This window comes from Sphingomonas sp. CFBP8993, assembly GCF_034044895.1.
In the GTDB taxonomy this organism is placed as follows: domain Bacteria; phylum Pseudomonadota; class Alphaproteobacteria; order Sphingomonadales; family Sphingomonadaceae; genus Sphingomonas.
Genome location: NZ_JAXCWU010000001.1, coordinates 677,443 through 702,922 on the forward strand (window position 1 = coordinate 677,443; position 25,480 = coordinate 702,922).

At 62.1% G+C, this 25,480-nt stretch carries 21 protein-coding genes; 10 read left to right on the plus strand and 11 right to left on the minus strand.

Translation table 11 applies throughout. From position 1 onward, the window contains the following. Nucleotides 1-16 precede the first annotated feature (16 nt). The 4 genes from SOM26_RS02985 to SOM26_RS03000 form a co-directional block, all read right to left on the minus strand. A complete protein-coding gene (locus tag SOM26_RS02985) occupies nt 17-1,015 on the minus strand; it encodes a glycoside hydrolase family 43 protein (protein WP_320451228.1) in 999 nt (332 codons plus the stop codon). A gap of 126 nt (nt 1,016-1,141) precedes the next feature. Then, nucleotides 1,142-4,171, minus strand: coding sequence for a TonB-dependent receptor (locus SOM26_RS02990; protein WP_320451229.1), 3,030 nt, complete (start codon nt 4,169-4,171; stop codon nt 1,142-1,144). 187 nt (nt 4,172-4,358) lie between these two features. After that, a complete protein-coding gene (locus SOM26_RS02995) occupies nt 4,359-6,308 on the minus strand; it encodes a glycoside hydrolase family 2 protein (RefSeq protein WP_320451230.1) in 1,950 nt (649 codons plus the stop codon). A gap of 11 nt (nt 6,309-6,319) precedes the next feature. Further along, entirely contained in the window at nt 6,320-8,653 is a 2,334-nt protein-coding gene (locus tag SOM26_RS03000) for a GH92 family glycosyl hydrolase (protein WP_320451231.1), read from the minus strand. An 866-nt stretch (nt 8,654-9,519) separates the two neighbouring features. Here SOM26_RS03000 and SOM26_RS03005 point away from each other — a divergent pair. Beyond that, nucleotides 9,520-11,844 carry a GH92 family glycosyl hydrolase gene (locus SOM26_RS03005; RefSeq protein WP_320451232.1) on the plus strand — a complete coding sequence of 775 codons (2,325 nt, stop codon included), beginning with the start codon at nt 9,520-9,522 and terminating at the stop codon, nt 11,842-11,844. 399 nt (nt 11,845-12,243) lie between these two features. Further along, nucleotides 12,244-13,484, plus strand: a protein-coding gene (locus SOM26_RS03010; protein ID WP_320451233.1) for an IS3 family transposase whose coding sequence is annotated in 2 segments (ribosomal slippage) — nt 12,244-12,588 and nt 12,591-13,484 — 1,239 coding nt in all. Because the reading frame shifts where the segments join, the coding sequence is not laid out codon by codon here. On the opposite strand, the gene SOM26_RS17610 is transcribed toward SOM26_RS03010, so the two are convergent. Further along, nucleotides 13,473-13,742, minus strand: coding sequence for an acyltransferase family protein (locus SOM26_RS17610; protein ID WP_414712002.1), 270 nt, complete (start codon nt 13,740-13,742; stop codon nt 13,473-13,475). The two genes, SOM26_RS03010 and SOM26_RS17610, sit on opposite strands and share 12 nt — an antisense overlap. A 362-nt stretch (nt 13,743-14,104) precedes the next feature. Here SOM26_RS17610 and SOM26_RS03015 point away from each other — a divergent pair, with 362 nt between their 5' ends. The 4 genes from SOM26_RS03015 to SOM26_RS03030 all read left to right on the plus strand — a co-directional run bounded on the left by SOM26_RS03015 (nt 14,105) and on the right by SOM26_RS03030 (nt 17,079). Then, nucleotides 14,105-14,806 carry an HAD family hydrolase gene (locus tag SOM26_RS03015; RefSeq protein ID WP_320451234.1) on the plus strand — a complete coding sequence of 234 codons (702 nt, stop codon included), beginning with the start codon at nt 14,105-14,107 and terminating at the stop codon, nt 14,804-14,806. A 494-nt stretch (nt 14,807-15,300) separates the two neighbouring features. Continuing rightward, nucleotides 15,301-15,717, plus strand: coding sequence for a DUF4383 domain-containing protein (locus tag SOM26_RS03020; protein WP_320451235.1), 417 nt, complete (start codon nt 15,301-15,303; stop codon nt 15,715-15,717). Further along, the gene (locus SOM26_RS03025; protein ID WP_320451236.1) at nt 15,714-16,784 is read left to right on the plus strand and encodes a hypothetical protein; all 1,071 of its coding nucleotides are present in this window, start codon (nt 15,714-15,716) and stop codon (nt 16,782-16,784) included. The genes SOM26_RS03020 and SOM26_RS03025 overlap by 4 nt, the downstream gene beginning before the upstream one ends. Continuing rightward, entirely contained in the window at nt 16,768-17,079 is a 312-nt protein-coding gene (locus SOM26_RS03030) for a hypothetical protein (protein ID WP_320451237.1), read from the plus strand. Before SOM26_RS03025 ends, SOM26_RS03030 begins: the two co-directional genes overlap by 17 nt. Here SOM26_RS03030 and SOM26_RS03035 read toward each other — a convergent pair. After that, on the minus strand, nt 17,007-18,491 hold the full coding sequence (locus tag SOM26_RS03035) for an FAD-binding oxidoreductase (protein WP_320451238.1): 1,485 nt from the start codon (nt 18,489-18,491) through the stop codon (nt 17,007-17,009). The genes SOM26_RS03030 and SOM26_RS03035 overlap by 73 nt on opposite strands. A gap of 247 nt (nt 18,492-18,738) precedes the next feature. Here SOM26_RS03035 and SOM26_RS03040 point away from each other — a divergent pair, with 247 nt between their 5' ends. Both SOM26_RS03040 and SOM26_RS03045 read left to right on the plus strand, forming a co-directional pair. After that, nucleotides 18,739-19,305 carry a DUF3617 domain-containing protein gene (locus SOM26_RS03040; protein WP_320451239.1) on the plus strand — a complete coding sequence of 189 codons (567 nt, stop codon included), beginning with the start codon at nt 18,739-18,741 and terminating at the stop codon, nt 19,303-19,305. A gap of 138 nt (nt 19,306-19,443) precedes the next feature. Next, a complete protein-coding gene (locus tag SOM26_RS03045; RefSeq protein WP_320451240.1) occupies nt 19,444-19,929 on the plus strand; it encodes a hypothetical protein in 486 nt (161 codons plus the stop codon). Between the two features lie 7 nt (nt 19,930-19,936). Here SOM26_RS03045 and SOM26_RS03050 read toward each other — a convergent pair whose 3' ends face one another. The 4 genes from SOM26_RS03050 to SOM26_RS03065 are packed head-to-tail and all read right to left on the minus strand — an operon-like array spanning nt 19,937 to nt 23,013. Then, a complete protein-coding gene (locus SOM26_RS03050) occupies nt 19,937-21,241 on the minus strand; it encodes a hypothetical protein (RefSeq protein WP_320451241.1) in 1,305 nt (434 codons plus the stop codon). Beyond that, nucleotides 21,238-21,780, minus strand: coding sequence for a hypothetical protein (locus SOM26_RS03055; RefSeq protein WP_320451242.1), 543 nt, complete (start codon nt 21,778-21,780; stop codon nt 21,238-21,240). The genes SOM26_RS03050 and SOM26_RS03055 overlap by 4 nt, the downstream gene beginning before the upstream one ends. 31 nt (nt 21,781-21,811) lie before the next feature. After that, a complete protein-coding gene (locus SOM26_RS03060; RefSeq protein ID WP_320451243.1) occupies nt 21,812-22,387 on the minus strand; it encodes a hypothetical protein in 576 nt (191 codons plus the stop codon). After that, on the minus strand, nt 22,384-23,013 hold the full coding sequence (locus SOM26_RS03065) for a hypothetical protein (RefSeq protein WP_320451244.1): 630 nt from the start codon (nt 23,011-23,013) through the stop codon (nt 22,384-22,386). The genes SOM26_RS03060 and SOM26_RS03065 overlap by 4 nt, the downstream gene beginning before the upstream one ends. 670 nt (nt 23,014-23,683) lie before the next feature. Here SOM26_RS03065 and SOM26_RS03070 point away from each other — a divergent pair. Further along, a complete protein-coding gene (locus SOM26_RS03070) occupies nt 23,684-24,115 on the plus strand; it encodes a hypothetical protein (RefSeq protein ID WP_320451245.1) in 432 nt (143 codons plus the stop codon). Between the two features lie 252 nt (nt 24,116-24,367). Next, the gene (locus SOM26_RS03075; protein ID WP_320451246.1) at nt 24,368-24,601 is read left to right on the plus strand and encodes a hypothetical protein; all 234 of its coding nucleotides are present in this window, start codon (nt 24,368-24,370) and stop codon (nt 24,599-24,601) included. Between the two features lie 52 nt (nt 24,602-24,653). On the opposite strand, the gene SOM26_RS03080 is transcribed toward SOM26_RS03075, so the two are convergent. Then, nucleotides 24,654-25,480 (minus strand): transposase (locus tag SOM26_RS03080; RefSeq protein ID WP_320451247.1); only part of this gene is annotated, 827 nt, incomplete at its 5' end.

Sequence of the window (25,480 nt, forward strand, 5' to 3'; positions counted from 1 at the left end):
TTCTCTTGCCTGCGTGTCATTTCGCGCGGCGGATCGGTCGCGGCTTCACGCCGTCGTTGGTCATCACGACCGGACGGATCGTGCCATCGGCGTTGAAATACATCCGGTCGATCGCGATCTGGCGATGCTCACCCCGGTCGGTCGCCAACGGACGCCGATGATAGGCGATATACCAGTCGTCCGTCCCCGGTACGTTCACGACGGAATGATGCCCCGCGCCGCGGGCGATGCGGAAATCCTGGGTCAGGATCTTGCCCATCGGCTTGAACGGCCCGATCGCGCTTGGCCCCATGGCATAGGCCACGCTATAGTCGGGACCGGTCCACCCGCCCTCCGACCACATGAGATAATAGACCCCCTTGCGCTCGACGAGGAAGGAGCCCTCGACATAGCCGGGGGGCGTGATCTCCTTGTACGTCGTCCCGTCCGCGAAGGGCAGAACCGACTTCATATCGCGGCTCAGGCGGACGACGTTGCAGTGCCCCCACCCGCCATAGAACAGGTAGACCTGCCCGTCATGATCGCGAAAGGCGAAGGGATCGATCGGTTGCGCGCCGTTGTGAAAGGCGTCGATCAACGGTCTGCCCAGCGCATCCTTGAACGGGCCGCCCGGCGTGTCGCTAACCGCCAGTCCGATACCGCCAAGCTCCCGATCGCTCTGAATGTCGTTGGCACTAAAGAACATGTAATAGCGGCCATTGGCGGCGATGACTGAGGGCGCCCAGATCGCATAGGCCGCCCAAGCGGCGCGCGTCACATCGAAGACATGGGGGTGCTTGGTCCAGTGGACGAGATCGGGCGACGAAAAGGCGTTGAAAAACGTCTGATAGGCATAGGACGGGCGCACGGTTTGGCGTTTCCGCGCCTCCCGTTGCGCCGCGGAGAACCGGGAGGTTCGATCCGGTACGCCGTCATCGTCGGAATAGGTCGGGTAGATCCAGTACCGGTCGCCGAACGCACGGATCTCTGGGTCGGCATACCAGCCACGCACGATCGGATTCGATGCCGACGCCATAGCGGCCAAGCCCATCGAGGCCAGCGTGGCGATCCATTTTGAAGCGAGATGTCGAATGACGCGCGATCCTCATCCATCGAGGAAGAAAAGGGGGTGGGTCCATGAGAAGCCACCCCAGGGGGGGCCTTAAAACTTGTAGGACACGCCGACATAGGCGCGCCGACCCGAATATACGTTCGAGATGAAACGGTCCTTCGTGTCGTTGCCCAGATGCGCCCGTTCCTCCGACTTGGTCAGATTGATGACCGAGGCGGTCAGCTGGAGATTGTCGATCAGGTTGAAGGCGGCGTTCAGGTCGACCTGCTGATACGGATCGGAATAGACGTTCAGGCCGGAGGACAGGCCGCGCACGACCTCGCCGCGCCGGTTGTACGAGGCGCGGAGGAGCACCGGGCCATGCTCGTAGAACACCGAGGCGTTGACCTGCGTCCTGGCGCTGCCGACGAGAGGCGAGCTCCCGACCGAAGAGCCGTTCAGCGACACGTCGGCCGTGGACGTGTCGTTGAAGGTGAAGTTCAACTGAGCCCCCAAGCCGAAGGGCAGCGTATGCTGTGCATAAACCTCGACACCCTGCGACACCGCCTTCGATCCGTTGGCCTGGGTGGCATATTGCTGCACTGTGACCGTCTCGCCCGCGACCTCCTGCTGAAGGTCGATCACCACCGGAACGATGAAGTTCGACACATCCTTGCGGAACAGCGTCGCGCCGATGACCGAGCCGCGATGGAAATACCATTCGACGCCCACATCATATTGCCAGGCGCTGAAGGGCTTCAGGTCGAAATTACCGCCATTGCCGAACCAGCCCGGCAGCGCGCCAAACTCCTTGCGATCGAAGACGAACGGATCGGCATTAAACGTCAGCCCCCGCGCCCCGGCCAAGTCGCCGAAATTCGGTCTTGAAATGACCTTCGACACCGCGCCGCGCAAAAGCAGATCGGACGTCGCGTCCCAGGAAATGTTAAAGCTAGGAAGTATGTCGGTGTAGCTCTTGCGCTCGCTATTCTGGCTGAACACCCTGAGCTCACGCTGGCTTTGCGGGATGACCAGGCAGTTGCCGTCCTCGCCCAGAGGCCGATTGGGGTCGAACGATCCGCCGGGACCGTTCTGACAATAGTCGTTTTCGTAATAGAGAACGTCGGTCGAAAGCCCGCTTTGGCGCGTATTGACCAGGCGCACGCCCAGATTACCACGCACCCGGTCGGACTTGAAGTTCAACTGAGCATAGCCGGCCCAGATCCGCTCGCCTATATCATAGACGTTCTGCGGTTCGGCGACGCGCACCGGACCATTATAGGTTCGGTTCAGATAATCGATATATTTGGCGATATTGATCGCCGGAAACGCCGTCGTCTCGAACCCGCCTGCGATATTGCCGAGCGAATTGGGGAAGAAGATTTCCGGCAAGGCCAGCGCACCGCCGGGTGTATCCTGGAACCTCAGCGTATTGGCCGCGTCCGAATACCACTCGAACCGCCCGGTCTCGCGGTGGATCCTCCCGTCGCGCCACTTCACGCCCAGCTGCAGCGAGTCGATGAACGTCTCGAAATGGCGCGTGACGTCGACCTGGGCGTAACGTTGCGAGATCGAGCTGTTGGTGAAGCCCGACCCCGTCGATCCCAAATCGATCTGCGCCACGCCGTTCAGCATGTTCTGGATGATGTCGGGTGAGAACTGCATCGCGATCGATTGGTCGGTGAAATTCCACGCACTCAGCGAGTTGCCGTTCACCGTACCGTTGCGCGGCTTGGCCTGTGCATAGAATTGGAAGGACGGTCCGCCTTTCGCCTTCGTCTTGCCGACAACGAAGCTGGCCTCCAGCCGGTCATGCGACCAGTCGCCGCGTACGTCATACGTGTTGGATACCGTCTTTTCGCGCGTATACGTGTCCTGCGGCGCGGGCGTTTCCATCGTGCACAGATTGCCGGCGACGCGACACCCGGTTCCCTCGGCAGGAACCTGGAAGTTGGCGCCGGTCAACACCGTTCCGCTCCTGTCCAGCGCGCCCCCGGTAAAGAAATTGCCATAGCCCCATTCGGGGATTTTGATCGTGCTGCTCGTATAATCGCCGTTGAGCTGGAACCGGAAGTAATTGGCCGTGATCGTCATGTTGTCGAACGGCTTCATCTGGGCCGTCGCCTGAATGCCCAGCCGCTTGCGCTTCTGGTCGAGGATCGTCTCACTGACCGATTGCGGTGCCCAATAGCCGGTATAGCGTTTGCCGTTGCGCGTGCTGACGCCACCGTTCTGGCCGTCGTTCCAATAGTTTATGGCATCGTCATTGGCATAGGGCTTGCCATTCACGTCGGTCGCCGGCTGCGTCGTCCGGTCGTCCGTCCACCAATGCCAGGAATCGCCCGACGCGCTCAGCGAGCGATTGGTACGCTCCTGATAGGTCGCGCCGAGCAGCAGGCCGAAGGTCTTCTCCTCGTTATGCCAGGACACGAGCCCCGAGACGTTGGGTTCGACCTTGCGCGTGACATCGGCGTAGGTGCCCTCGACCGAAATATTGCCCGACCATGGCTTGAGATCGAAGGGTCGACGGGTTCGGTTGATGATGACGCCGCCCACCCCGCCTTCGTCGAGCCGCGCCTCCGATGATTTGTAGACCTCCACGCTGCCGATCAGGGTCGAGGGCAGCAACAGATAGTTGAACGAGCGCGACGGATCGCCGCTGTCGGCCGAGGCGATGAAATTGCCGTTTAGCTCAGTCAGCGTCAGGTCGGAGCTGAGGCCGCGAATGCTGACCCGGCTACCTTCGCCACCATCGCGATCGATGATGACGCCAGGTACGCGCTGCAGCGAGTCCGCGACGTTCTTGTCGGGAAACTTGCCGACATCTTCGGCCGTGATGACATCGACAAAGGCGTTGGCCTCACGCTTCTGCGACAGGCTTTCCTCGATCGACCGGCGATAGCCGGTGACGACGATATCCCCCGCGTCGCTCGCCGCCTGAACATTGCCGGTCGCGGAGGAGTCGCCGGTGACGCCGGAATCGGCCTGATTGCTCAGCGAGTCCTGGACCTGGCCCGCCGCCGGGGCCTGCTGGGCGTGCGCCGCCGGGGTCATGGCCACCATGACGCTGACCGACGACAAGAGACCGATTGCGATCCGGCGACGCAAGGCTGCCGATCCCGCACTATGCACGAAGCTCATTTCCTGTTTCCTCCCTCTATGCCACGGCACCGATGGCGGCTTTTCGGCCGGCTCGTTGCTTCTAGCCCGTGGCGTTCATCTCACCCTGACAACTGAAGCATGTCGTCAATTTCGTCGGACTGGTTGACCAGTTCTGTTATGCGAAACTCCGCAGGCATCGCGCGTCCCAGACGACCAGATAGCAGCGTCAGCGCCCCTCCTCCTGCAGCCAGAGCGGTGCGGCGATCGCAGCGAATGCCTCGGGCGATGCCTTTTCCACCGCGCGGTCGAAGGTCAGCAAGCCGTTGATCTCGTCTTCGACGTCGGTGGTTTGGGTGTAGACGGCGGCACTCAGCCCGTGATCGCGCGCCTGGCGGATCACCCCCTCCATCTTGAGGCGGTACCGGGTGAGGTAGTCCGCGCCGTCCCTGGCCGCCTGATACCCCCAATTGGCCTTGCCCGGCCGCCAGAGGTGGTCGGCAACCGGCAGGCCTATCCCGCCATATTCTCCAAGGACCAACGCGCGACGGCTCTGTCGCGCCGGGGTGTTGGGAACATCCTCATAGGTATGGACATCGAACACGTCGGAGACATCGGCTGCGACGTCCAGCCATCCGCTGTCGGCGTTGACCAGGCGGCTGGGATCCATGCCCTTGACGTAGCGCGCCAGGGTCGTGGAGTCGTACTGCCCCCATCCCTCGTTGTTGACGACCCACAACACGATCGACGGAAAGGCGCGCAGCCCGCCGATCATGCGCGTCAGTTCGTTCTGGTTCTCCGCCATCATATCGGACGACATCACGGCCTGCGCTTTGCTCGCGCCCGTGACGAACTGGTCCTCGCCACCGCCCGAAGGCATGTCCTGCCAGATCAGCATGCCGAGCCGGTCCGCGTCGTGATAATATTGTGCGGGCTCGACCTTGATGTGCTTGCGGACCATGTTGAAGCCCGCCTTCTTCAACCATTCCAGGTCATACCGCATCGCCTCTTCGGACGGCGGGGTCCACAGGCCGTCGGGCCACCAGCCTTGATCCAGCGTACCGTTCTGGAAATAGGGTTTGTTATTCAACAACAGAGCGGGCTGGCCCGCTACCCGGCTTGGTCCGACCGAGATCTTGCGCATCGCGAAATAGCCTTCGACCACGTCGCGTGGCGCGCCCGTCACCACCGCCCGGGCATAGCTCTGATCCTCCGAGGGCGTGAAGCGCGCATCATATGCCATGCGATCGCGTTCCGTCTTACCCGCATAGGGATCACGGACCGTCACCAATTCCGTGGTCAGATTATAGAGGAAAGGCTGTTCCGGCGACCAGAGCCGGGCATTCGGGATCGCCAGCGTGGCGCGACGATTGGCACGGATGATGGTCGACGCGATTGCCTTGCCACCGCTATGCGCGGTGATCCGCACGGCGTCGGTATCGGACGCCCATGCGTTGAGCGCCACTTCGACATCGATGACGCCGCGGTCGATGTCGGGGGTCGCGCGGACATCCGCGATATGCAATTTGGGCACCGGCTCCAGCCACACCGTCTGCCAGATCCCGCTGACCGCTGTATACCAGATGCCCGAGGGATCGAGGCTCTGCTTGCCGCGTGGTTGGCTTCCCGAGGACGTCGGGTCGGCCACCTGGACCAGCAACTCGTTCTCGCCGGGCTTCAACTGGTTCGTGATGTCGAAGCCGAAGGCATCGAAGCCGCCCTTATGCGATCCGGCGACCGCGCCGTTGACCCAGACGACCGTACTGTGGTCGACGCCGCCGAAGTTGAGCATCACCCGCTGCCCCGCCCAGTCCGCTGGTACGGTAAAGCGCCGCCGGTACCAGATGCGGTCTTCGGGCAGGACGCGACGCGCCACACCCGACAGGCGCGACTCCACCGGGAATGGTACGAGAATTCGTCCATCCATCCGGCTCGGCTGCGGTGCCGACGCCTTGGTGATCGCATAGTCCCAGCGGCCGTTCAGGTTCTGCCAGGCGGCGCGCTTCATTTGCGGCCGGGGATAGCTTTGCCAGACATTGTCCGCCGTCACGGCCCGACCCCAGCGTGTCGCGATCAGGCCGGTATAGGTTCCGTCCTTGACGCCATTCTGCGCGGTCTGCGCCTGGGCGCCGCCCGTGGTCGCAAAGGCCAGGAGCATGGCGGCGGCGAATCTTGGCATCGGTACTCCCATCATGGCTTCTGGCCTTCTGCGGACATCGATGGCGGCGCGGCGTCGGGCGCGCTTCCCCATTCGCGGTTGGGGTTCGGCCCCATGACAAATGCCAGCACGGCCCCGTTCTTGATGTCGTCATGGCTGAACCAGGGCTTGGTCCAGGGGCGGCCGTTGAGCGTCGCCGACTGGATGTACCGGTTGGTCGCGGAGTTATTGCTCGCGACCACCTCCAGCGTGCGACCATTGCCCAGCCGCATCCTGACCCGTTCGAAAATCGGGCTGCCGATCACATAAAAAGGCATCGACGGATCGACGGGGTAGAAGCCCATTGCGCTCAGCACGTACCAGGACGAGGTCGATCCCTGGTCGTCCATGCCCGGATAGCCGTTGCCCGCGGCATCGCTGCCATACAGGTCCGCCAGAATGCGCCGGACCAGGGCCTGTGTCTTCCAGGGCTGCCCCGCCCAGGCATAGAGATAGGGCGCATGCTGATCGGGCTGGTTGCCCTGCACATATTGCCCGATCACACCGGTGCAATCGCGGCATATCCCCTTCGGCGCATAGGGCGTGGTGAAAAACGCATCCAGTTTCGCCGCGAACGCCGCGCGTCCGCCCAGCAGGTCGCGCAGGCCCGCCACGTCGTGGGGCACGAGCCACAGGTTCGACCAGCCCGATGCCTCCTTGCTGGCGAAATTATAATAGGGCTCGCGCGGATCGAAGGGAGTTATCCAGCGACCATCCTCGGTCCGCCCGCGCATGAAGCCCGTCTTGCGATCAAACACGTTGCGATAATTGCTCGCGCGCCTGGCGAACATCGCCGCATCCTCGGTTCGCCCGAGCCGCGTCGCCATTACCGACAGGGCATGATCGTCCCAAGCATATTCCAGCGTCTTGTCCATGCCCGCCTTGCCACCGGCATAGGGCGGGCTCGGGCTGCCCTCGGGCACGAGGTCGGAAATCCAGCCCCGCGCCAGATATTCGTCCAGATGGGCGCGCGGCCCCTTGGTATCGGTGGCGTTGCGCCGAAGCGCCTGATAGGCGGCGGCATAGTCGAAGGGCACGCCTCGCTGCATCGCCCCCAAATACATCAGCACCGCATGGTCGCCGTGGAATGAGCTGTTCATGAAGCCGCGCTCGCTGGCATCGTCCAATTCGGACTGCATCACGCGTGCCAGCAACTCGGGCTCCATCAACTCGAGCAGCGAGAGTTGATTGCGCGCGGTATCCCAATAGGGGACCGCGCTGTAGCGATCATGCGATACCGTCACCGTACCGCGCGGACGGGTCAGCGTCTCCCCCGCCTTGGCAATAAGACGCGGGCTGGAGAAAGATTGAAACAGCGTGGAGTAGAAGAGCCGCCGCTGCTGTGGCGTTCCGCCCACCACCTCGACCCGATCGAGCAGGTCTGCCCAGGCGGTGCGCGCCGAGGCGCGGATGCGATCGAAATTCCAGCCGGGATTTTCGGCCGCCAGCCGACGCTCGGCCTCGGCATAGCTATGGCCGTGCGCGATCTTGACCAGGATCGTCTCGCCCTGCTGCGTTGAGAAACTCGCATAGGCTCCGGCAAAGGCGCCGGAGACCATGCGCCGGTCGGCGGCAACATCCTTGTCGCCGATGCCCCAGACAGGCCCGTCGCCGGATGCCTTGCGGAAAGTCCCCATGTCACGGATCGGACGGGAGAATATCGCCACAAAAAAGGGGCCATCCGCCGATTCTTCGTCTCTCCCGTCCTGCGACGCGCCACGGATGGTCCGGTCACCGACCATTTCCACCGTGCCCCCCGCCCGCGGCAGATTGACGATGACGCTGGCCCGGTCGGTCCGGGGAAAGGTGAAGCGCATCATGCCGGTCCAGCGGGTCGCGGTCAGTTCCGTTTTCGTCCCGTTGTCCAGTTCGACCGCGTAATATCCCGGAGACGCCTGTTCGCGCGCCTTGTCGTAATGGACCGCCGTATAGGCCGGAGGCACCGTCCAGTCGCCCACGATCGGCATGAAAAAGGGCTTGGCCCGGCCGCCATAGGTTGCGCCACCGCCCGCCGTGAAGCCGATCATCGTCGGGTTTGGATAGTGGTAGGAAGTCGGAACGCCGGTCGGATAGCTGAGCTCGATATTGACGTTGACTGGCGCGACCTCGACTGAACTATGCGGCAATCTTGCCCCGGGCGAGGTCTGACCTGAATAGACCGGCTCGCCAGGCGGGGGCGCGTTGCCGATCAGGCCACGCCTGTCCAACGGCGCGGTACCGACCAATGGACTGGCCAATTCGACGGGCGTGCCAGGCTTCGATAGAAGCGATTGGCCGGAAACCGCGGTCGTCAGCACGATACTCGCGGTCGCGAGCGATCCAATCATGATCAACGGCACATGACGGACGCGTGGCGTCAATTCTCGTAAACCGGACACGCCAACACCCCTCCACACCCGGGTGGCCTTTCTGCCGCCCTGATAATTTATGCCGTTGACCGGCGAATCATTATGTCATCACGGTAAATTAGATAATCAAATTGTCAATTAATATGGGGAGATATGACAGCAGATTAAAAGTTACCGGTAACATTTAACTGTATAACCAAGTTTTCATCATTAACCGTATCATTAATCGATTGCATGTTAGCTTATTTAATATTTGAATCGATTGTTATATCTCGTCGGAACAAAAAATCTCACTGCGTTCAGCACTTTATGATAGCGCTATGGATACACGGATGACGTGCGTTGAGCATATTTTCAGTCACAGCGCTGTTGCTAATTAATAGATCCGACGCACCCTGCGATTGCCGCTCCGTTCATAGTGATCTACCCGCCCTTCCCTTTCGTGGTTGCCGCCGTAAGATGCTTGCACCTACGGCGGGGCGGTAGGTGTACACGCAAAGCAGGATTGACCTGTTCGGCGCAATCGAACGGACATCGAAGATAGCTCGCCAGCCTTCGTGACCAGGCTAAAATCGCCAGTGCCGCCGCCTTCCTTAACGAATTGGTCGGTACCTTGCCCTATGCGATCCAATATCGGTCACAAAAGCCCCGTGTTCGGGTATCGGACATCCATCCGTGCCAGCCTCAGCAATCCGCTATGGCAAGATGAGATGTACGATTGGTCAGGATAGGATGACGGTTTCCGCGCCCCTCGTACGCACGACAATCGAGCCAAACAATTGAAATCATGAACGTACAGCGGCAAGCGACTTCCGTCAGTTGCTCAAGGATGCTTTAATGCGGCGATGAAGCATTCCCGCCAAGGGGCCGTGCTGGCCCTGCTCGCCAGTCTTGCCGCAATGCCGCTGTCCGCGCAGTCGACCTATGATCGGGTCGACCCGATGATCGGCACGGGTGGGGAAGGCCACACCTTTCCCGGGGCAGTTGCGCCCTTTGGCATGGTGCAATTTTCGCCAGACACCGACACAACTTGCGTCATTCGGGAATGCTACAGCCATGCGGCGGGCTATCGTTATGAAGATCCGACGATCCAAGGTTTCTCCCTGACGCACTTCTCCGGTGCCGGGCATTCGGATCTCGGCGATTTCCTCATGATGCCGGTCAGCGGGGATAACGTGCCGCTGGAGCCCGGCAACGCCGGCAAGCCCGGGTCGGGTTATCGATCACGCTTCGATCACGCGACAGAGGTCGCCCGGCCGGGCTATTACGCCGTCAACCTGGAGGATCGAGGCGTCCAGGCGGAGCTGACCGCAGGGACGCGGATCGGCGTCGCCCGCTATCGTACCACGTCCGGCGCGCCGCCCATGCATCTGGTGCTCGATCTGCGCAGCTCGCTTTACAACTATCCTGGAAAGGTCCTGTGGTCCTCGATCAGGCTGCGTCCCGACGGCATCGTGACCGGCTGCCGACAGACGCGCGGCTGGGCGCCCGACCGTAACCTGTGCTTTGCGATCCGTTTTTCAGCGCCGCTGAGGGGGCATGCGTTCGTCTCGACCGAGACCGACGTCCCTTATAAGGGCTTCCAAGGACCGGGGCGCGGCAGTGAAGCGGTTGCGGAGCGCGCCGGACGCGCATTGGTCGCCCGCTTCGATTTCGGCCCCCTCGACCAACCGCTTGAAGTGACCAGCGCGATCTCATCGGTCGATGAGGCGGGCGCGATCGCAAACCTTGCGAGCGAACCGGGTAATTTCGATGCCATCCGGGCAAAGACCATGCAGGCGTGGCGCGCAGCCCTCGACGCGGTGAAGATCGATGCGCCTGCCCCGATCGCGAAGTCCGTCGCGACTGCGCTGTATCACAGCTTGCTGGCACCCGCCGTCGCCAGCGATGCGGACGGTCGCTATCGCGGGCCCGACAATCAGGTGCACCGCGCGGAAGGCTATACATTCCGTTCGACCTTTTCGCTTTGGGACACGTTCCGCGCCGAGCATCCGCTGCTGACGCTCATCCAGCCAGCAAGTGTATCGAGCGAGATGGTCCGGTCACTCGTGGCTAGCCGCAAGGATAGTCCTGACGGCATCCTCCCCGTCTGGCAGTTCCAGGGGCGCGAGACGTGGACGATGATCGGCTATCATGCCGCACCCGTTATCGCCGACGCCTATCTGAAGGGGATCAGAGGTTTCGATGCCGACGCGGCGCTTGCTGCCATGGTCGCGAGCGCGACCTATGCGCCCTATGGCGGCTTGGGCGAATATATGAAGCGCGGTTATGTGCCGATCGATCACGAGCCGGAGGCCGCCTCCAAGACCGTAGAATATGCCTATGACGACTGGACGATCGCACGGATGGCGCGCGCCATGGGCCGCACCGATATCGCTGCGACATTCGAAAGACGTGCAGGCAACTGGCGGAATAGCTTTGATGCCCGGACCGGCTTCATCCGTGCGCGCAAGAGCGACGGGTCGTTCCGCACGCCGTTCGATCCAACGGCCATCAACTACGGATCGGATTATACCGAGGGCAATGCCTGGCAATATAGCTGGTTCGTGCCGCAGGATCAGGCAGCGCTCGTCGGCGCGCTCGGCGGCGATGCGGCCACCATCGCCAAGCTGGATGCGATGTTCGGATTCGACAATTCGAAACTCGACTATAGCCATGCCGAAGATATTGCGGGGCTGATCGGTCAGTATATTCATGGCAACGAACCCAGCCACCATGTCGCCTATCTGTACAGCTATGCCGGGGCACCGTGGCGGACACAGGCCCGGCTGAAGCAAATCGTCGAGACCCAGTATCGCCCGACGCCCGACGGACTGTCCGGCAACGACGATCTCGGGCAGATGTCCGCCTGGCTCGTTTTTACTGCGCTGGGCTTTTACCCGGTGACGCCCGGCAGCCTGGAATATGTGATCGGTCGTCCTTTCTTGAATCGAGCCGTGCTTTCCCTGCCCAACGGGCGGCAGCTGACCGTGATCGCCGATAAACTTGACGACCGGCATCCTTATGTCGGGAAGGTGATGCTGAACGGGATACCCGTAACGCGCGCCTATCTACGGCACGACGAGATCATGGCTGGTGGCGAGTTGCGTTTTTCGATGAAGACGACGCCGAACACCGCCTGGGCGACGCACTCCAAGGATCGACCCTATTCTGCCAGCACAACGCGGTGAGAAGGACCCAATTTCGGCCATTCGCGCCGTCTTCATCGCTTCCCAACTCCAGACGTTCGTTCATGTTCGGAGCGGGAGTCGTGCAGCCAGCATCAGCGCGGGCCAAGCGGTCGTGAGCTGTCCCGAAAAGGATCCCAATGGGAATGGCCGCGCCGTCTCGCTGGCCGGTCGTTTATGGGATTAAGCGGAGGCTGCGAAACGACAGTTCGAGACCACAACGACTGGTCCGCGCCCGTCGACCCAGCGGCAAGCAATGCTCGTTAGTTTTCCAGTAACAAGCCGGGTATCATGTTGGATGACTGCTTTGAGCCGTTCTTTTTGATCGGCGCTTGCGAGGACGGCTGAGGTGGCCCCTCAAATGACCTGACAGGACCTCGCTTTTGGATAAGAGTGAGGCATATGACTGACGGTACGACCAGGCGTTACAATGACGGCGAGGTCCTCTCCGGTGTCCAGCGCCGGAGGCGGTGGACACCGGAGGAGAAGGTCCGGATCGTCGAGGAAACGTATCTTCCGGGAATGAGCGTGTCGCTCGTCGCCCGCCAGCACGGCATCAGCGGCAGCCAGGTCTTCACCTGGCGGCGCCTGATGAACCAGGGGGCGCTGACCGCCGCGGCAGCCGGCGAGGAGGTGGTGCCAGCGTCCGAGTACCGGGCGCTGGAGGCGCAGGTGCGCGAACTGCAGAGGCTGCTCGGCAAGAAGGCCATGGAGAACGAGCTGCTGCGTGAGGCCGTGTCCCGGGCCGCAGGCCCAAAAAAACTGCTCTTGCGCTCGACCTCGCTGCCCGGGGACATTCTGTGACCGCGGTAGCCGATGCGCTCGGCGTCGCCCGCCCGCATCTGTCTGCGATGCGCAACCGACCACCGCCACGACCGCGCGGACGGCCACCATTGCCGGATGCCGACCTGGTCGCCGACATCCGGGCGCTTGTCGCCGATCTGCCCACCTACGGTTATCGCCGCGTCCATGCCCTACTGCGCCGCCAAGCCGAGCAGACCGGTCGCGCTGCCCCCAATCCCAAGCGCGTCTACCGCGTCATGAAGGTGCATGGACTGCTGCTCCAAAGAGGCGGCGGACGGCACGAGGAGCGCCGTCACGACGGCCGTGTCGTCGTCGACCAGCGCAACACTCGCTGGTGCTCCGACGGGCTGGAGATCGCCTGTGACAACGGCGAGAAGGTACGCGTCGCGTTCGCGCTCGACTGCTGCGACCGCGAGGCAATGGGGCATGTGGCAACCACGAGCGGCATCACCGCTGAGGATGTGCAGGACCTGATGGTCGCCACCGTCGAGCACCGCTACGGTCGGGTGAACCGCGTACCCCAGCCAATCGAGTGGCTGACGGATAACGGCAGCTGCTATACCGCCCGCGACACCCGCACCTTTGCCCGCGACATCGGGCTGGTGCCGCGCACCACCCCGGTCAGCAGCCCGCAGTCCAACGGCATGGCCGAGGCGTTCGTCCGCACCCTCAAGCGCGATTACGTCCGCGTGAACCCCAAGCCCGACGCGCAGACCGTCATCGCGCAGCTACCAGCTTGGCTCGACCACTATAATGAGGTGCATCCACACCGCGCCCTCGGCTACAGGTCACCCCGCGAGTTCATCGCGACAACACGCGAGGTCCTGTCAGCCATTTAGGGGGCAACAACAGTACAGCCGACGAGCCCTGGCACGGACAAAGTATCCAAGCGATTTGCCGGGCGCGGAATGGCAAATGATAAAGCCAGACAGGACGAAGAAGAAATCCACTCCCAGGTCGCCGTGGAGCAAAAAGGACGACCCTAAAAACGGCCCGGCAACCCCGACTGTCATCTGCGTTGCATGATAGATGACGACGGCAATCGCAGCGACTGCACGACCGGCTTGCAGAGAAGCAATTTGATGTTGGCGCGGCATAGGATTCACTCCTAGCCTGCCACCTTGATCGATGCGATGCCTGCTTCTTGAGCGAGATGGAGCAGGCCGGATGTCCGCCACTGCGCGCCTGCAGAAGGCCGCTACGTGACGCCGAAAATCAGATAGCGGACGTTCCCGCCTGAAGTTCGCGCTTCCGACGAAACTTCGATCGACCGGCTGGTAACGAGGACCCACTACCCGCCATTCACGGGCATTTTGATCTTCTACGAAAGCGGACGCTCGTTCAGGTCGGCCGGTAACGCGGACAGTGCACCTCCATAGACGCTCGATCGGCAAGTCCGTGGCATAAGAAATTCCGCCGCTTGGAATGGACTATCTCATGGTGCCGATCACCGTACGCCGTGCGTTGGAGCACCAACTCAGGAGCGATAACAACATGGCGATCAAAGGCAGTCCTATTCGACATCGACGGCACTCTCGTGGACAGCAACGACTACCACGTTGAGGCTTGGCTGCCCGTGTTCGACCGGATTGGCGCGACGTTCGATGATCAGGTGGTCCATGACCAGATCGGCAAGGGCACCGACATGTTGGTGCCGACGCTGCTCCCGGACACGGACGAGGCCGAGCAGGAGAGGATGGGCGAAGAGCACGGGCGGATATTTAAGTCAACGTACCTGGAGCAGGTGATGCCCTTCGCTGCGGCCAAGGACCTACTCGTGAAAGTCAAAAATAGCGGCCGTCAGGTCGTTTTGGCGTCCTCGGCCTCCTCCGAAGAGCTCGAGCATTACGTCGGGCTGATGGATGCAGGTGAGATCGTCGACGTCTCGACCACTTCGGACGACGTCGAGAGGACCAAGCCTGCCCCCGACATCTTTTCCACCGCTCTTAAGAAACTGTCGCCGCTCGATGCCAGCGAGGTGATCGTCGTAGGCGACACGCCGTACGACATCGAAGCGGCTGCTAGGTGCGGCATCGCAGCCGTTGGCGTCCGATCAGGCAAGTTTAACGACGAGGTACTATTGAGTGCCGGCGCTGTCGCGCTGTACAACGACGTCGCTGCCCTGCTGGCTGATTTTGAGGATTCGCCGTTGAACGGCTGAGAATCCGTGGTGGACACGTCATCAGGGCCGCGACGATTTCAGCGATCATGGCCAGACTGATCCAGTTTTGGTCATTCGCGGCCTCTGTTTGGCATTCCCACTTCTGCCATCCATTCATATTGGCGGCGCTGGAAGTGCTGAGCCTCAGCACTGCCGGCTTTCCCAAAAACGGATCGTTAACGCCCGTGAGGGCCAGAAATGCAATGAACGATCCCAGCCTCAAGGGGTCGCGACTTCGGATGCCAACCAAGTGGGTATCCTTCTCTTCGGTGCGCGTGACGGCTATCTCAGCAAGCTCGTATCGTTGGAATGCAAGCTCGAGAAGCGGCAGGATTGGCTGAGCGCCACCTGGGCGGGGCAGACATCGCATGCTCAATGGCGATCGAACCGCACTTGACGTGGCTGTCCCATACGTCTTCCTTCCATTCGAACGAATGGATCCCACCATCAAACCATGGGATCGTCCTAGCTAAATCCGCTGAGGGAAATCGACCATGGATAGGGTTCGGACGATTGCCGCGATTTATTGTATCGGTTTCATGCTGGTGGTGGCGGTTGGCCATGTCCCGCAATTTCTCGATGCGGATGGCAATTTGTTCGGGCTGTTCAAGCTCGACCTGTATGACGACAGCCTGCACTTCTTTTCGGGTGTCTGGGCGGGCGTCGCGGCCTGGTGGTCCTGCGGCGCGGCGCGGCGCTATTTCCGGTTGTTCGGCCCGCTCTACTTCGCCGATGGGGTGATGGGGCTGTTCCTGGGCAGCGGTTATCTGGATGGGGGCATCTTCCTATATGGGCCGATCAAGCAATCGGTTGCCGTTCACGTTTTCGCGAACCTGCCCCATCTGCTGATCGGCGGCGTGGCGATCTGGGTCGGGTATCGGCTGGCCCGCCGCCCCGAACCCGCGCGGTGAAGCGACGCTGGACACTGGCGATCGCGGTGACGGCGCTAGCCATCGGCGCAGTGATCGTGCCGGTCGCCTATATCGAAGGGGGATGCCGCACGCCCCCGGCCGACCGGACAAGCGCCCTGCCCTATCGTCCGATCCTGCCGCCCGCCGACCGGCGACCGCTGGCGGCGACCTTTCTTACCTATCCCGAATGGCACATCGTCTATGAGGCGGAAAGCTATGCCCGCCATCTCGACAGCGGCGCGCAGCCGAGTGCTTTCCCGTTCGGACGGCACATCGCATCCTTCTGGACCAGCTATTGCGCGGTCAACCGGCTGACCACGGGGAGTCCTACCGCCAGCGATTACAAGCTGACCATCTATACCATCGGGATCAGCTATACCGCCGAACTGCTTGTCAAGGCGGCCTATGAACGCACCATGGGCCGCCTGTTCGAATGGATCAGCGGATGGACCAGCGCCGATGATCGCCACGCCACCATGGTCCAGCGACATTATGCCGCCTTTCTGCACGAAACACCGTGGTTCCGCTTTCCCTTCGGTCGAGCGCTGCGGGACGAATGGCGAAGCGAAGAACCGGTCCAGCACGCGCGACACTGGGAACGGCGTGTCGGGCTTTCGGCCGAATATGGCGTCAAGGCACTCTATGCGAAGGCGATCGACGCCGCGACCGGGGCGGCGATGGGGCAGGACGACCGGAATTTACGCTTCGTTGCCCGTGCATCGCCCCAAGCATTGTGCTCAGTCGATCCCCGTATCATCCCGACGGGTATGACGGCGGACGGCCTGACGACCGCACAGGCTCCCCGGTACCAGCAGTTCAACGACATCTTGGCCAAGCTTGCCGAAGCACGGATCGATCTGGCCGAGATCGCGGGCAATGGCGAGATTTTCGTGACGCTGCTCCTGCCCGCCAACGTGACGCCGCCGGACAAGGTTAGACTTTCGATGCCCAACGACCGGCCGGGATGGCGGCGGGTCGGGATCGTCGTGCCGGTACGCAGGCTGACCGCCACGCTGCGGCAGGTGCCGCGCCTTGGTGGCGAGGTCGAGCATGTCTATGATTATTGAGCGAGCCCTCCGCTTCACGGCTCAGGCGGCGCTGGTTCTCGGCCTGTGGGTCGGCGTCATGCTTGCCATGCCGTTCGTCGGTCCGGCGGGACGACTGGTTGCGGTGGTCGGCGACGCAGCCCAGGCGGTGCGCATCGTCGCCGAGGCAGGCGGACAGGTCGTGGAAGTCCGGCGCGGTGCCACCCTCGCCCGGAGCGACACACCCGGCTTCGTGCGGCGCCTTTACGCCAGCGGTGCGCCCGCCGTGATCGAGGGGCGCATCGCGGCGGGCTGTTTCGCGAAGAAGGGCGCATAGCGCGCGTACCAGCTATTGCTGAACACGCCATGCGGGTCCCAGGCGCGCTTCGCCGCAAAGAACTCGCCAATCTCGGGATAGGAACGCGCGAGCTGTTCCGGGCTATAGTGAAGTTGATAGGGCAGGAAGAACCGCCCGCCTTCGCGCAGGCACAGATCGATCAGGTCGCCGGTCAGCCGCCGCATTGCCCCCGTCCCCTGGGGTGTGGTCGGCTGGTTGAGATACAGCACCACCGAGAAGGCCGGTTCGGGTGCATAGCTCAGCGCATTGTCCTCTCGCCCGACTGCGCGGATCGAGGCGTTCACCAGATTGGCATGATCGGCCTGGAGGATTGTCCGCATCCCGTCGATGAACGGTATGATCCGGGCACGCGGCACGAAATATTCGTGGAGGATGTCGGTCTCGCCGGGCAGATTATTGGCCAAATAGGCGACCGAGTCATGCATCGGGTCGTTCCGCGCGACCAGACAGGCCTCGCCCGATCCTTGCGCCTGGGCACGCGAGACCATGCATCGCTCGAACCGATGTTCGAGATGCTTCTCGCTCCACCATTTCACCCGCTTGAACAGGTCGTTGCGCTTGGCGAGGTTGACGGTCAGCCGCCGTATCCGGGTCGCGGCGACCTCGGACAGGGCGGCGCGGTCGAGCCCCTGGTCCTCCGGGTGCCGGGTATAGGTATAGACCAACGCCTCGCGCAGCAGGCTGTCGGGCGCGGTCGAGAGATGGACGTAGCTGAGCCCCACCGCCGGGTCGCTGGCGATCCGTCGGAACGTCTCGGGAAAGGCGCGATAGTCGATCCGCTCGCGACCCGAACGGTAGACGTCGTTGGGCACGACATCGAGCGTCGCCGACAGGATCACCCCGAACAGCCCGTAACCGCCGACGACATGGCGGAACAGATCGGCATTCTCGGTCCGCGAAGCGGTCACGATCCGCCCGTCGGCGAGCATCAGCATGATGCGGCGTAACGATCCCATCACCGCACCTGTCCGGTGGTCCATGCCATGCGCGTTGACGCTGATCGAACCGCCGACCGAAAAGATGTCGGTCGACTGCATCGCCTGGACCGCGAAACGGGGATGGATGGCGAGTTGGATCGCATGCCAGGTCGCCCCCGCTCCCACCGTCACGGTCCGCGCAACGGGATCGAGGCGGATCGCATCCAGTCCGCGCATATCCAGTACCACGCCGCCCGCGCGGAAGGCCTGCCCGCCCATCGAATGCCGCACCCCGGCCGCCGATACCGTCAGCCCATGCGCCGCGGCATAGCGCAGCGCGGTGGCGACATCGGCGTCGCTCCTGACCCGAACCAAACCCGCCACCGGCGTCCGGCTGAGGCAACTGGCGTCGTTGACATGGCCGCCGCGCTGCGACCAATGGGGTTCGGGGACGTTGGCGGGCTGGTGTGGCAAGGGCGGAAGCGGCGGTAGAACTGTCGTGCAATCCTTTGCACCGACGGGCCCCATCGCCAGCGGCGCAATGTAAAGCGCCGATCCACCCGCAACTAGCGCAAGCATCGACACGCCGATGAGCAGATGTTGACGTTTCAGACGAAGCGCTCCTTGCTTTCACAGATGCTTGACGGCCGCGTCGTGCATCTTTGGCTTTCCTCACGCGTATTGCTATGTTGATCGAGGTTCAACAAGCAGGGAGTATTTCATGCGTTCGATGATGCTTGCTCCCCTTGCCTCCTGCATGGCGCTCGCCGCCTGCGGCAAGAGCGGCGAAAGCGTGTCCATGACCAATGCCTCGATGGAGCAGGTCGCCGAGGTACAGACGGCCAAGCTTCAGCCCGGTCAATGGGAAATGCGCATGGAGCAGATCAGCAGCGAGACGACCGGCGGATCGGGCAATCTGCCCGCCATGCCCAAAATGCCCCCCAGCACGACCAAGATCTGCCTGACCGAGGCCCAAGTCAACGACCCGAAGAGCATCTTCGGCGGCGCGCCAGAGATGCAGAAGAACTGCGTCTATGACTCCTTCGCGATGAAGGACGGCAAGATCGACGCGAAGCTGCACTGCACCATGGGTCAGATCAAGGTCGAAGGGACCAACACCGGCACCTTCAGCGCGACCGAATTTACCTCGAATTCGCAAAGCACCGTTACCGGACTGCCGGGCGGGATCACGACCAAGACGCATATGAAGATGGACGGCAAGCGGCTGGGCGAGTGCCAGCCGGGCGACCTGAAGGCCGGAGACACCAAGGCTCCTACGGCCGGTTAAAGGACTGGCACCCCGACACGGCTCATCGTGATCCGTGTCGGGCCTGAAGGTGGAAGAGGGTACGAGGCACAATCGGCGCACAGGCATACGCCTTCACCTTCGCCCCTCGATCAGGGGCCAAACCCGATAGGCTGCTCCATGGCCCATCCCGTTTCCCGTCATCCGTCGACCTCGCCGCCGCTGCGTCATGCGACACGGCTGCTGGCGATGATCCATGAACTGCACAAGGCGGGCTATCAGCGACTTCGCTTCTGCTCCGGCATGGCACCCAGCGGCGTGCATTGGCGGTGCTTGCTGACCCATGCCGACAATATCGGCCCTGATGGCCGCACGCCGATCGATTGGGATACCGATACGGCGCATTATACGACCGGCAGCGGGGATGGCTATTTCGACTGGAACGATGCGCCCCGTCTCTCTGCCCGTGAACTCGCCGTTCGGTTCGTCACACGCTTTCCAGCGATCGCGACCAAGGCGGACGGTGCGGATTGGCGCTATGCGGGGTGGCTGACCGCGATACTGGGCAAGGCCGAACGGGGCGGGGTCGACGCGCTGCCCGTCTTCTATGCCGACTATCCGCTCACCTTCCCACCGGACGCGCTCCCACCGTCGCCCGGCGAATAAGGCCGCGCTATTTCAAAGCCCGCCACGCGCGACCTGCGGCGAAAGCGCGTTCCAGAGTTGCCGCGAGCAGGCAGATCTTCAGCGTCTGCGGGATGATACCGTCACCGGGATCGCTCGGCGTGCCGAGGAAGAGTGATATCTGGTCGGCGATCATTTGCCACACCGCATGGGGCTGTGACCCAATCAACTGGGTCAGCCCCACCCAGCCCCAGGCGCACAGCCAATCCAGCCCGCGATACAGCAGGATCAGCGTCACTAGCGCGCCGATCCCGGCCGCCCCCGCCAGATGGACGCTGTTCGCCGCCGCACGGTAGCGCTTGGCCGTTCCTGCCCAGAAATGACCGATGAAATCGCGCAGCCAGCCCGGCAGTTTCTGCCACAGACCGATCGTACCATCCACCTTGCCCGCCAGCTTCGCAGGGGCCTTCACCTCGGCCTTGTGAACGTCATAGCGATAGATCAGCGCGGCGAGCGCCAGCCACACCACCGGCAACAGCGCGTAGAAGAACAGGCTGACCAGCATATCCGCCAACCCCGGTGGCGTCTGTTCGACCGGCACCGGCAGCGCGGCATGGGCGATGCCGATTGGATGGCTGACCCATTGCCACAGGTCATGGCCGATATCGCCGACGCGGCGATGGGCAAGCCAGTGGAAGATGCCCCCCTTCCACTGGGTCAGGACATATAGGCCTACAAAGGTCCAGCCTGCTTCGCACAGCACGATCAGGATGTTCCAAGCCGGGCGTTCGCTCTTCTTTTGACGGCCTTTGGCGAAACGCCGGATCAGCCAGAGCAACGCAACCGACGCGATCAGCCAAAGCCCCCCCGATACATCGAACAGCGAGCCGCTATAGGTCGGATCAAAGGGATTGAGTTGACCCAGCCCTTCACGGCCATAAGCGCGGATCGTCTCGCCCAAAAATCCCCAAGCGGCATAATAAGCGAAAAAGGGCACCAGCGCCTGCGACACTATCACGGGCAACCGCCGCCATCTTGATCCGGCCGTACCATCCGCCACCGGCAATCCGGCGTCATCTTGCTCCGAAGCCCGGTCGATCGCCAGCAAGGCGGGCCGCAACGTCTCGAACATCACGACGATAACCACCAGCTTGACCAGCACCACTAGTGTCAGCGACAGCAATCCCGCCAGCCGATTGCGATAACCGATCCACACGGCGCCTTGCAGCAACAGCTCGTTGAGCAGCACGCCGAGCAGTGCCAGCGCCAGCAATTGCGGCCAAAAGCGCCCCCATAGACGAAAGCTGTCGCGGATCAGGGAGAGCGGTCCGCCGCGCATGGCCATGGCCGTCATTGCACCGTCCCTCTCAAAAAACGGAGATAGGCGGGTCGCCCGTCGCGCGTGCTTAACGTCACGCGCAGCCCCGTGGGCAATGGGCGCGGCAATAGATAATAGCTATCGACAAAGACCTGGGCGCCCGGTTTAGCCTCAGATACCGCCAGCCCATCACAGCCCACGCCCTTGACCTCACCCGGCTTGGCCAGCGCACGTTGCAGCAGATCGGGCACCGTCTCTATCGCCGCCCAATCATGGCTCTTCGCATCGATCAGGCTTATGCGGCAATCCAGCCATTTGGTCCCCGGACGACGTGGCTCGACGAGCAGGCGCGCGCGCAGAAAGGTCCTGTCCTTCGCCAGGCCGGGGTCAGGTGGTAGCGCATGGATATCGACCAGTCGCACTGCCGCTCCATCATAGGCGACCGCCGGCGCGGATGCGACGTCGACCGGCTGCCAAGCTTGCGATCGGCGAACTTCACGCCAGTCGCGCCACCCCGAAACCAATATGGTACAGGGTAGCAGCACGAGAATGGCAATGATCGCGATCCAACGCATCCGCTGCTCAGACATAGGGGTTTGCAAGGGTTCAGAGCTTGGCATGGAGTCCATCCAGGTCGAGCAACGTCGCTGGCGATGCCGAAGCGGCGGCCGGATAGGTAATCCGTGCCTGCGCCGTCAGCTGCGGATCGCGTTCTTCCGACAACAGCAATGTCCCCTCCCCATTTGCCAATTCGGCGGGGAGTTCGAACATCACCAAATCCTTACGTTCCAGTCCCGGCTGAAGCGTCTTGGTACTTGTCAGTACGACATCGCCGTCCTCTACCCGGCCGCTCGCACGATAACGGCGTCCGTCCGGTGTCACCCAGATGCGACCATAGACATGCGCTGTAGTATGATCGACGCGCGACCGCACTGGCACGACAAGCCAGACGCCCGCGCTGGTCCGCTCCTCGACCTTCCCAAGGGACTTGAAATGGATCGTGCGAGCCAGTTGGGGAGGCCCCGCGCGAACCACCAGATTGCCGGTATCGACCCAAGCATCCGGCTTTCCTGCAAAGGCGATGGGTCCCGTGATCCGCTCGTAGCTCGGCATGGTCCAACGCATACCCGCGAGCACGAGCAGGCCGATCAGGATGATCGCGATCGGGCCAAAGCGCTTCACAGGCCGTCTCCCTTGGCCGTCCGCAACGGCAGATCGACGACGCCGATTTTGTGCACATCGGTCCAGAGCGGCTGCGCGTAGAGATTATCCCGCGGCTTGAAATTGCTGGCCATCACATCGAAGCGCAAGCGGGCGGCGATGCGCTGTCCAACGGGATAGGTCCATACCAGCGCCACCTCCTCTGGCAGCCCGGGTTGTAGATCGCTCATGATCGCATGATCGCGCGTCAGATAGGCGGTCGGCCGCGCGTCAACTCCTTTGACCGACGTGGCCAAGGCGACCGCTTGGAGCAAGCTGTTGCTGGAACGCGTCGTGCGATTGGTCGCCTGCACATAGAGGATGACTGCCTCGCGCCCGAATCGCGATACCATCGTGCCGTCGGGAAGGCGGTCACTGCGGGTCACCCGTTCGAAGCGAAGCGACCATTCCCCGGCCGGTATGGGACGCCCCACCGACAGCGTGGGGGGGGGCGGCTGATCCTTTTCCTCGAAAAGTCCGATGCCCCAACCGGCGATGATGGCAGCGATGCCGCCCACCCCCGCCGTCGCGCGGGTTCGCCACTCTTTCAAAGAGAAGATGGTCGCCAGAGAACGGCCCTCCTTGAAGCTTTTGTCGGAGAATATCATCGAGTTGCCCCTGATTGCAACACCAATGGGTTAGCGCAAAGGGATAACAGCGCATCAAAAATGGAATCGACGCCCTGCAAGGAACGAAGGATTATCTGCCGTCTATTCACGTATATTACTGAATGCCCGGTCAAGTTGTCAGTTTTTAATGAAATCCGCCCTTCATTGCGCAGCATCGGTCATGATAGGCTGGTGCGCGGCAATCATCCGAAGTCTGTCGCCTATGAGCGACTAAATTGGCGAGCATAAATGTAGAAGAAAACGGCCGAGGACAAGACGGGAGCGGACGCCCTTAAAAATTGTCACGAGGACCCACAAGTGGTCATTCGCGCGATCTTCGTCGCTTTCTCAACTTCAGACATTCATCCATTTACGAAGCGGGAGTTGTGCAGCGAGCACCAGCGCGGGCCGAGCGGTCGTCAGCTGTCCCAAAAACGATGGTGAAACGGGAATCGGCTTGAGCGCGACATTGAGCGATGTTACGAAACTCGCATGATCCGCATGGCTGCACACATCCAACAACAACGCCGCAATTTTACGGCGGTGTCTGTGCGCGCGCTCGGCTCATGGGATAGCTAAAGAACATATCCCTTAGCTTGATGCTTACCACCCCGCCCAATCGGCGGGGTTTTTTGTGCCGGTTGGGCCTATTCAGAAGGACAACAGGGCAATGCATATTTTGGACGAAGCTGCGATTGAACGTGTCGCATTGTGTGTGATCGACCGCACTCTACCAAAGAGCGAATGGACACATGCGGGGCACTTTGCTGCGGCACTTTGGCTTTGCCGTCATCGCCGCGAACTTACCGATGCGGACGAAATACGAACGCTCATTTTTCGATACAACGAGGCGACCAAGACCGCGAACACCGACACAGGTGGCTATCACCACACGATCACCTTGGCATCGATGCGCGGAGCAGCCGACTATCTCGCGAGCTATCCCGAGAACGAGCCCCTTCATGTCGTGCATTCAGCTTTGATGGCGTCTCGGTACGGTCATCCAGACGGGCTTCTCGCATATTGGAGCCGCGAGGCGCTGTTCAGCGTTCCGGCGCGCCGGGGCTGGATCGAGCCCGATCTTGCCCCGCTGCCCTTCTAGAAACCAACATGCCGGTCCTGGTCGGGAAGGGGACGCCCTTCCCGATTAGGAACGATTGATGGGAAGTCGGCCACGCCGATCATGCTGACGGTCGCCCGTGAGGTCCGTTTTCCCAAAACCTGTTCCCGATTGCCTTTTCCCGAAACTGCCGGGTGAAGACGGAGAAACGGGAAAGGCGCGATCTTCCCCAACGGCACGTTTCGGGAATGCGGTACGCAAGCCAACGGGTCCTACGCAAGCTCATGCTGCGGCGTGATGGTCCTGCAAGATGGAGAGATGCACATCGGCAAGGCGGTCATTTCCTATACCATCGAAGCCGATAAGGCGGGTGCCTACATCCTGCCCGCGAGCTTTGTCGGAGAGGGAGAAGGAGCCTACCGGATTGATGGCGGGTCCGTGCCGCTCAAGCTCCGGCTAAATGATGCGGTCCGCCCTACGAAAATTGCTTTAGATCGTGGGCAAACAGCGGCTCTGATCGAGATGTGAGCGGGAGCGTCGGGAGTGTCAGGAATTTCGTGTGCGGGCGGGCGGTTGAACATTACGCCGCCATGGCTCGGATGAAACGCTCGCCAAAGAAGACGGCGAACTGGGCCTTGGCCATGGTCCACTCACGAGGCGGCATTCTCCACTCTTTTTCCGAGCGGTTCAAGATCAGGTAGAGCAGCTTGGTGGCGGCCTCGTCGCTGGGGAAATGGCCGCGTGCACGGACGGCCCGGCGCAGTTTCGAGTTCAGCGCCTCGATGGCGTTGGTGGTGTAGATGATCCGCCGAACCTCGTCGGGGAAGGCGAAGAACGGGATCACCTCGGCCCAGGCGCGTCGCCAGCTCTGGCCGATGGCGGGGTAGCGGGTGCCCCAGGGACCGGCCTCGAATGCGGTCAGGGCCTGCTCGGCCACTTCGGCGCTGGATGCGCGGTAGATCGAGCTCCAGTAGCTATGGAGCGTCATACCGGCCTCGACCGAGGTGTACCGATAGATCAGGTCTTCGCCGGCGGGACAACGATAGACGTTTTCCTGCTCCGGATAGACGAAGTCCTGCTTGCCAAAGCGACCTTGCGCCTTCGCCCCCGAGGTCAGCGGTCTGGGCACGAAGGCGGTAACGCCCATCCCCTCGCAGGTCCGGATGTCCTCGCCCTTGAAATAGCCCTTGTCGGCAATGGCATCCAAAGCCTCCACCCCCATGGCGTCCTTGGCTTTCGCCGCCATGAGGGCAAGTTGCCCGCGGTCATATCCAATGTTCAAAAGCTCGTGCGCGACGATGAGGTGATGTTCGGCATCGACGGCCGCCTGGAGATTGTAGCCGACGATGCTCGTGCCGCGCCCCGCACTCGCCATGGCGCGGGCGTCTGGATCGGTCAGCGACACCT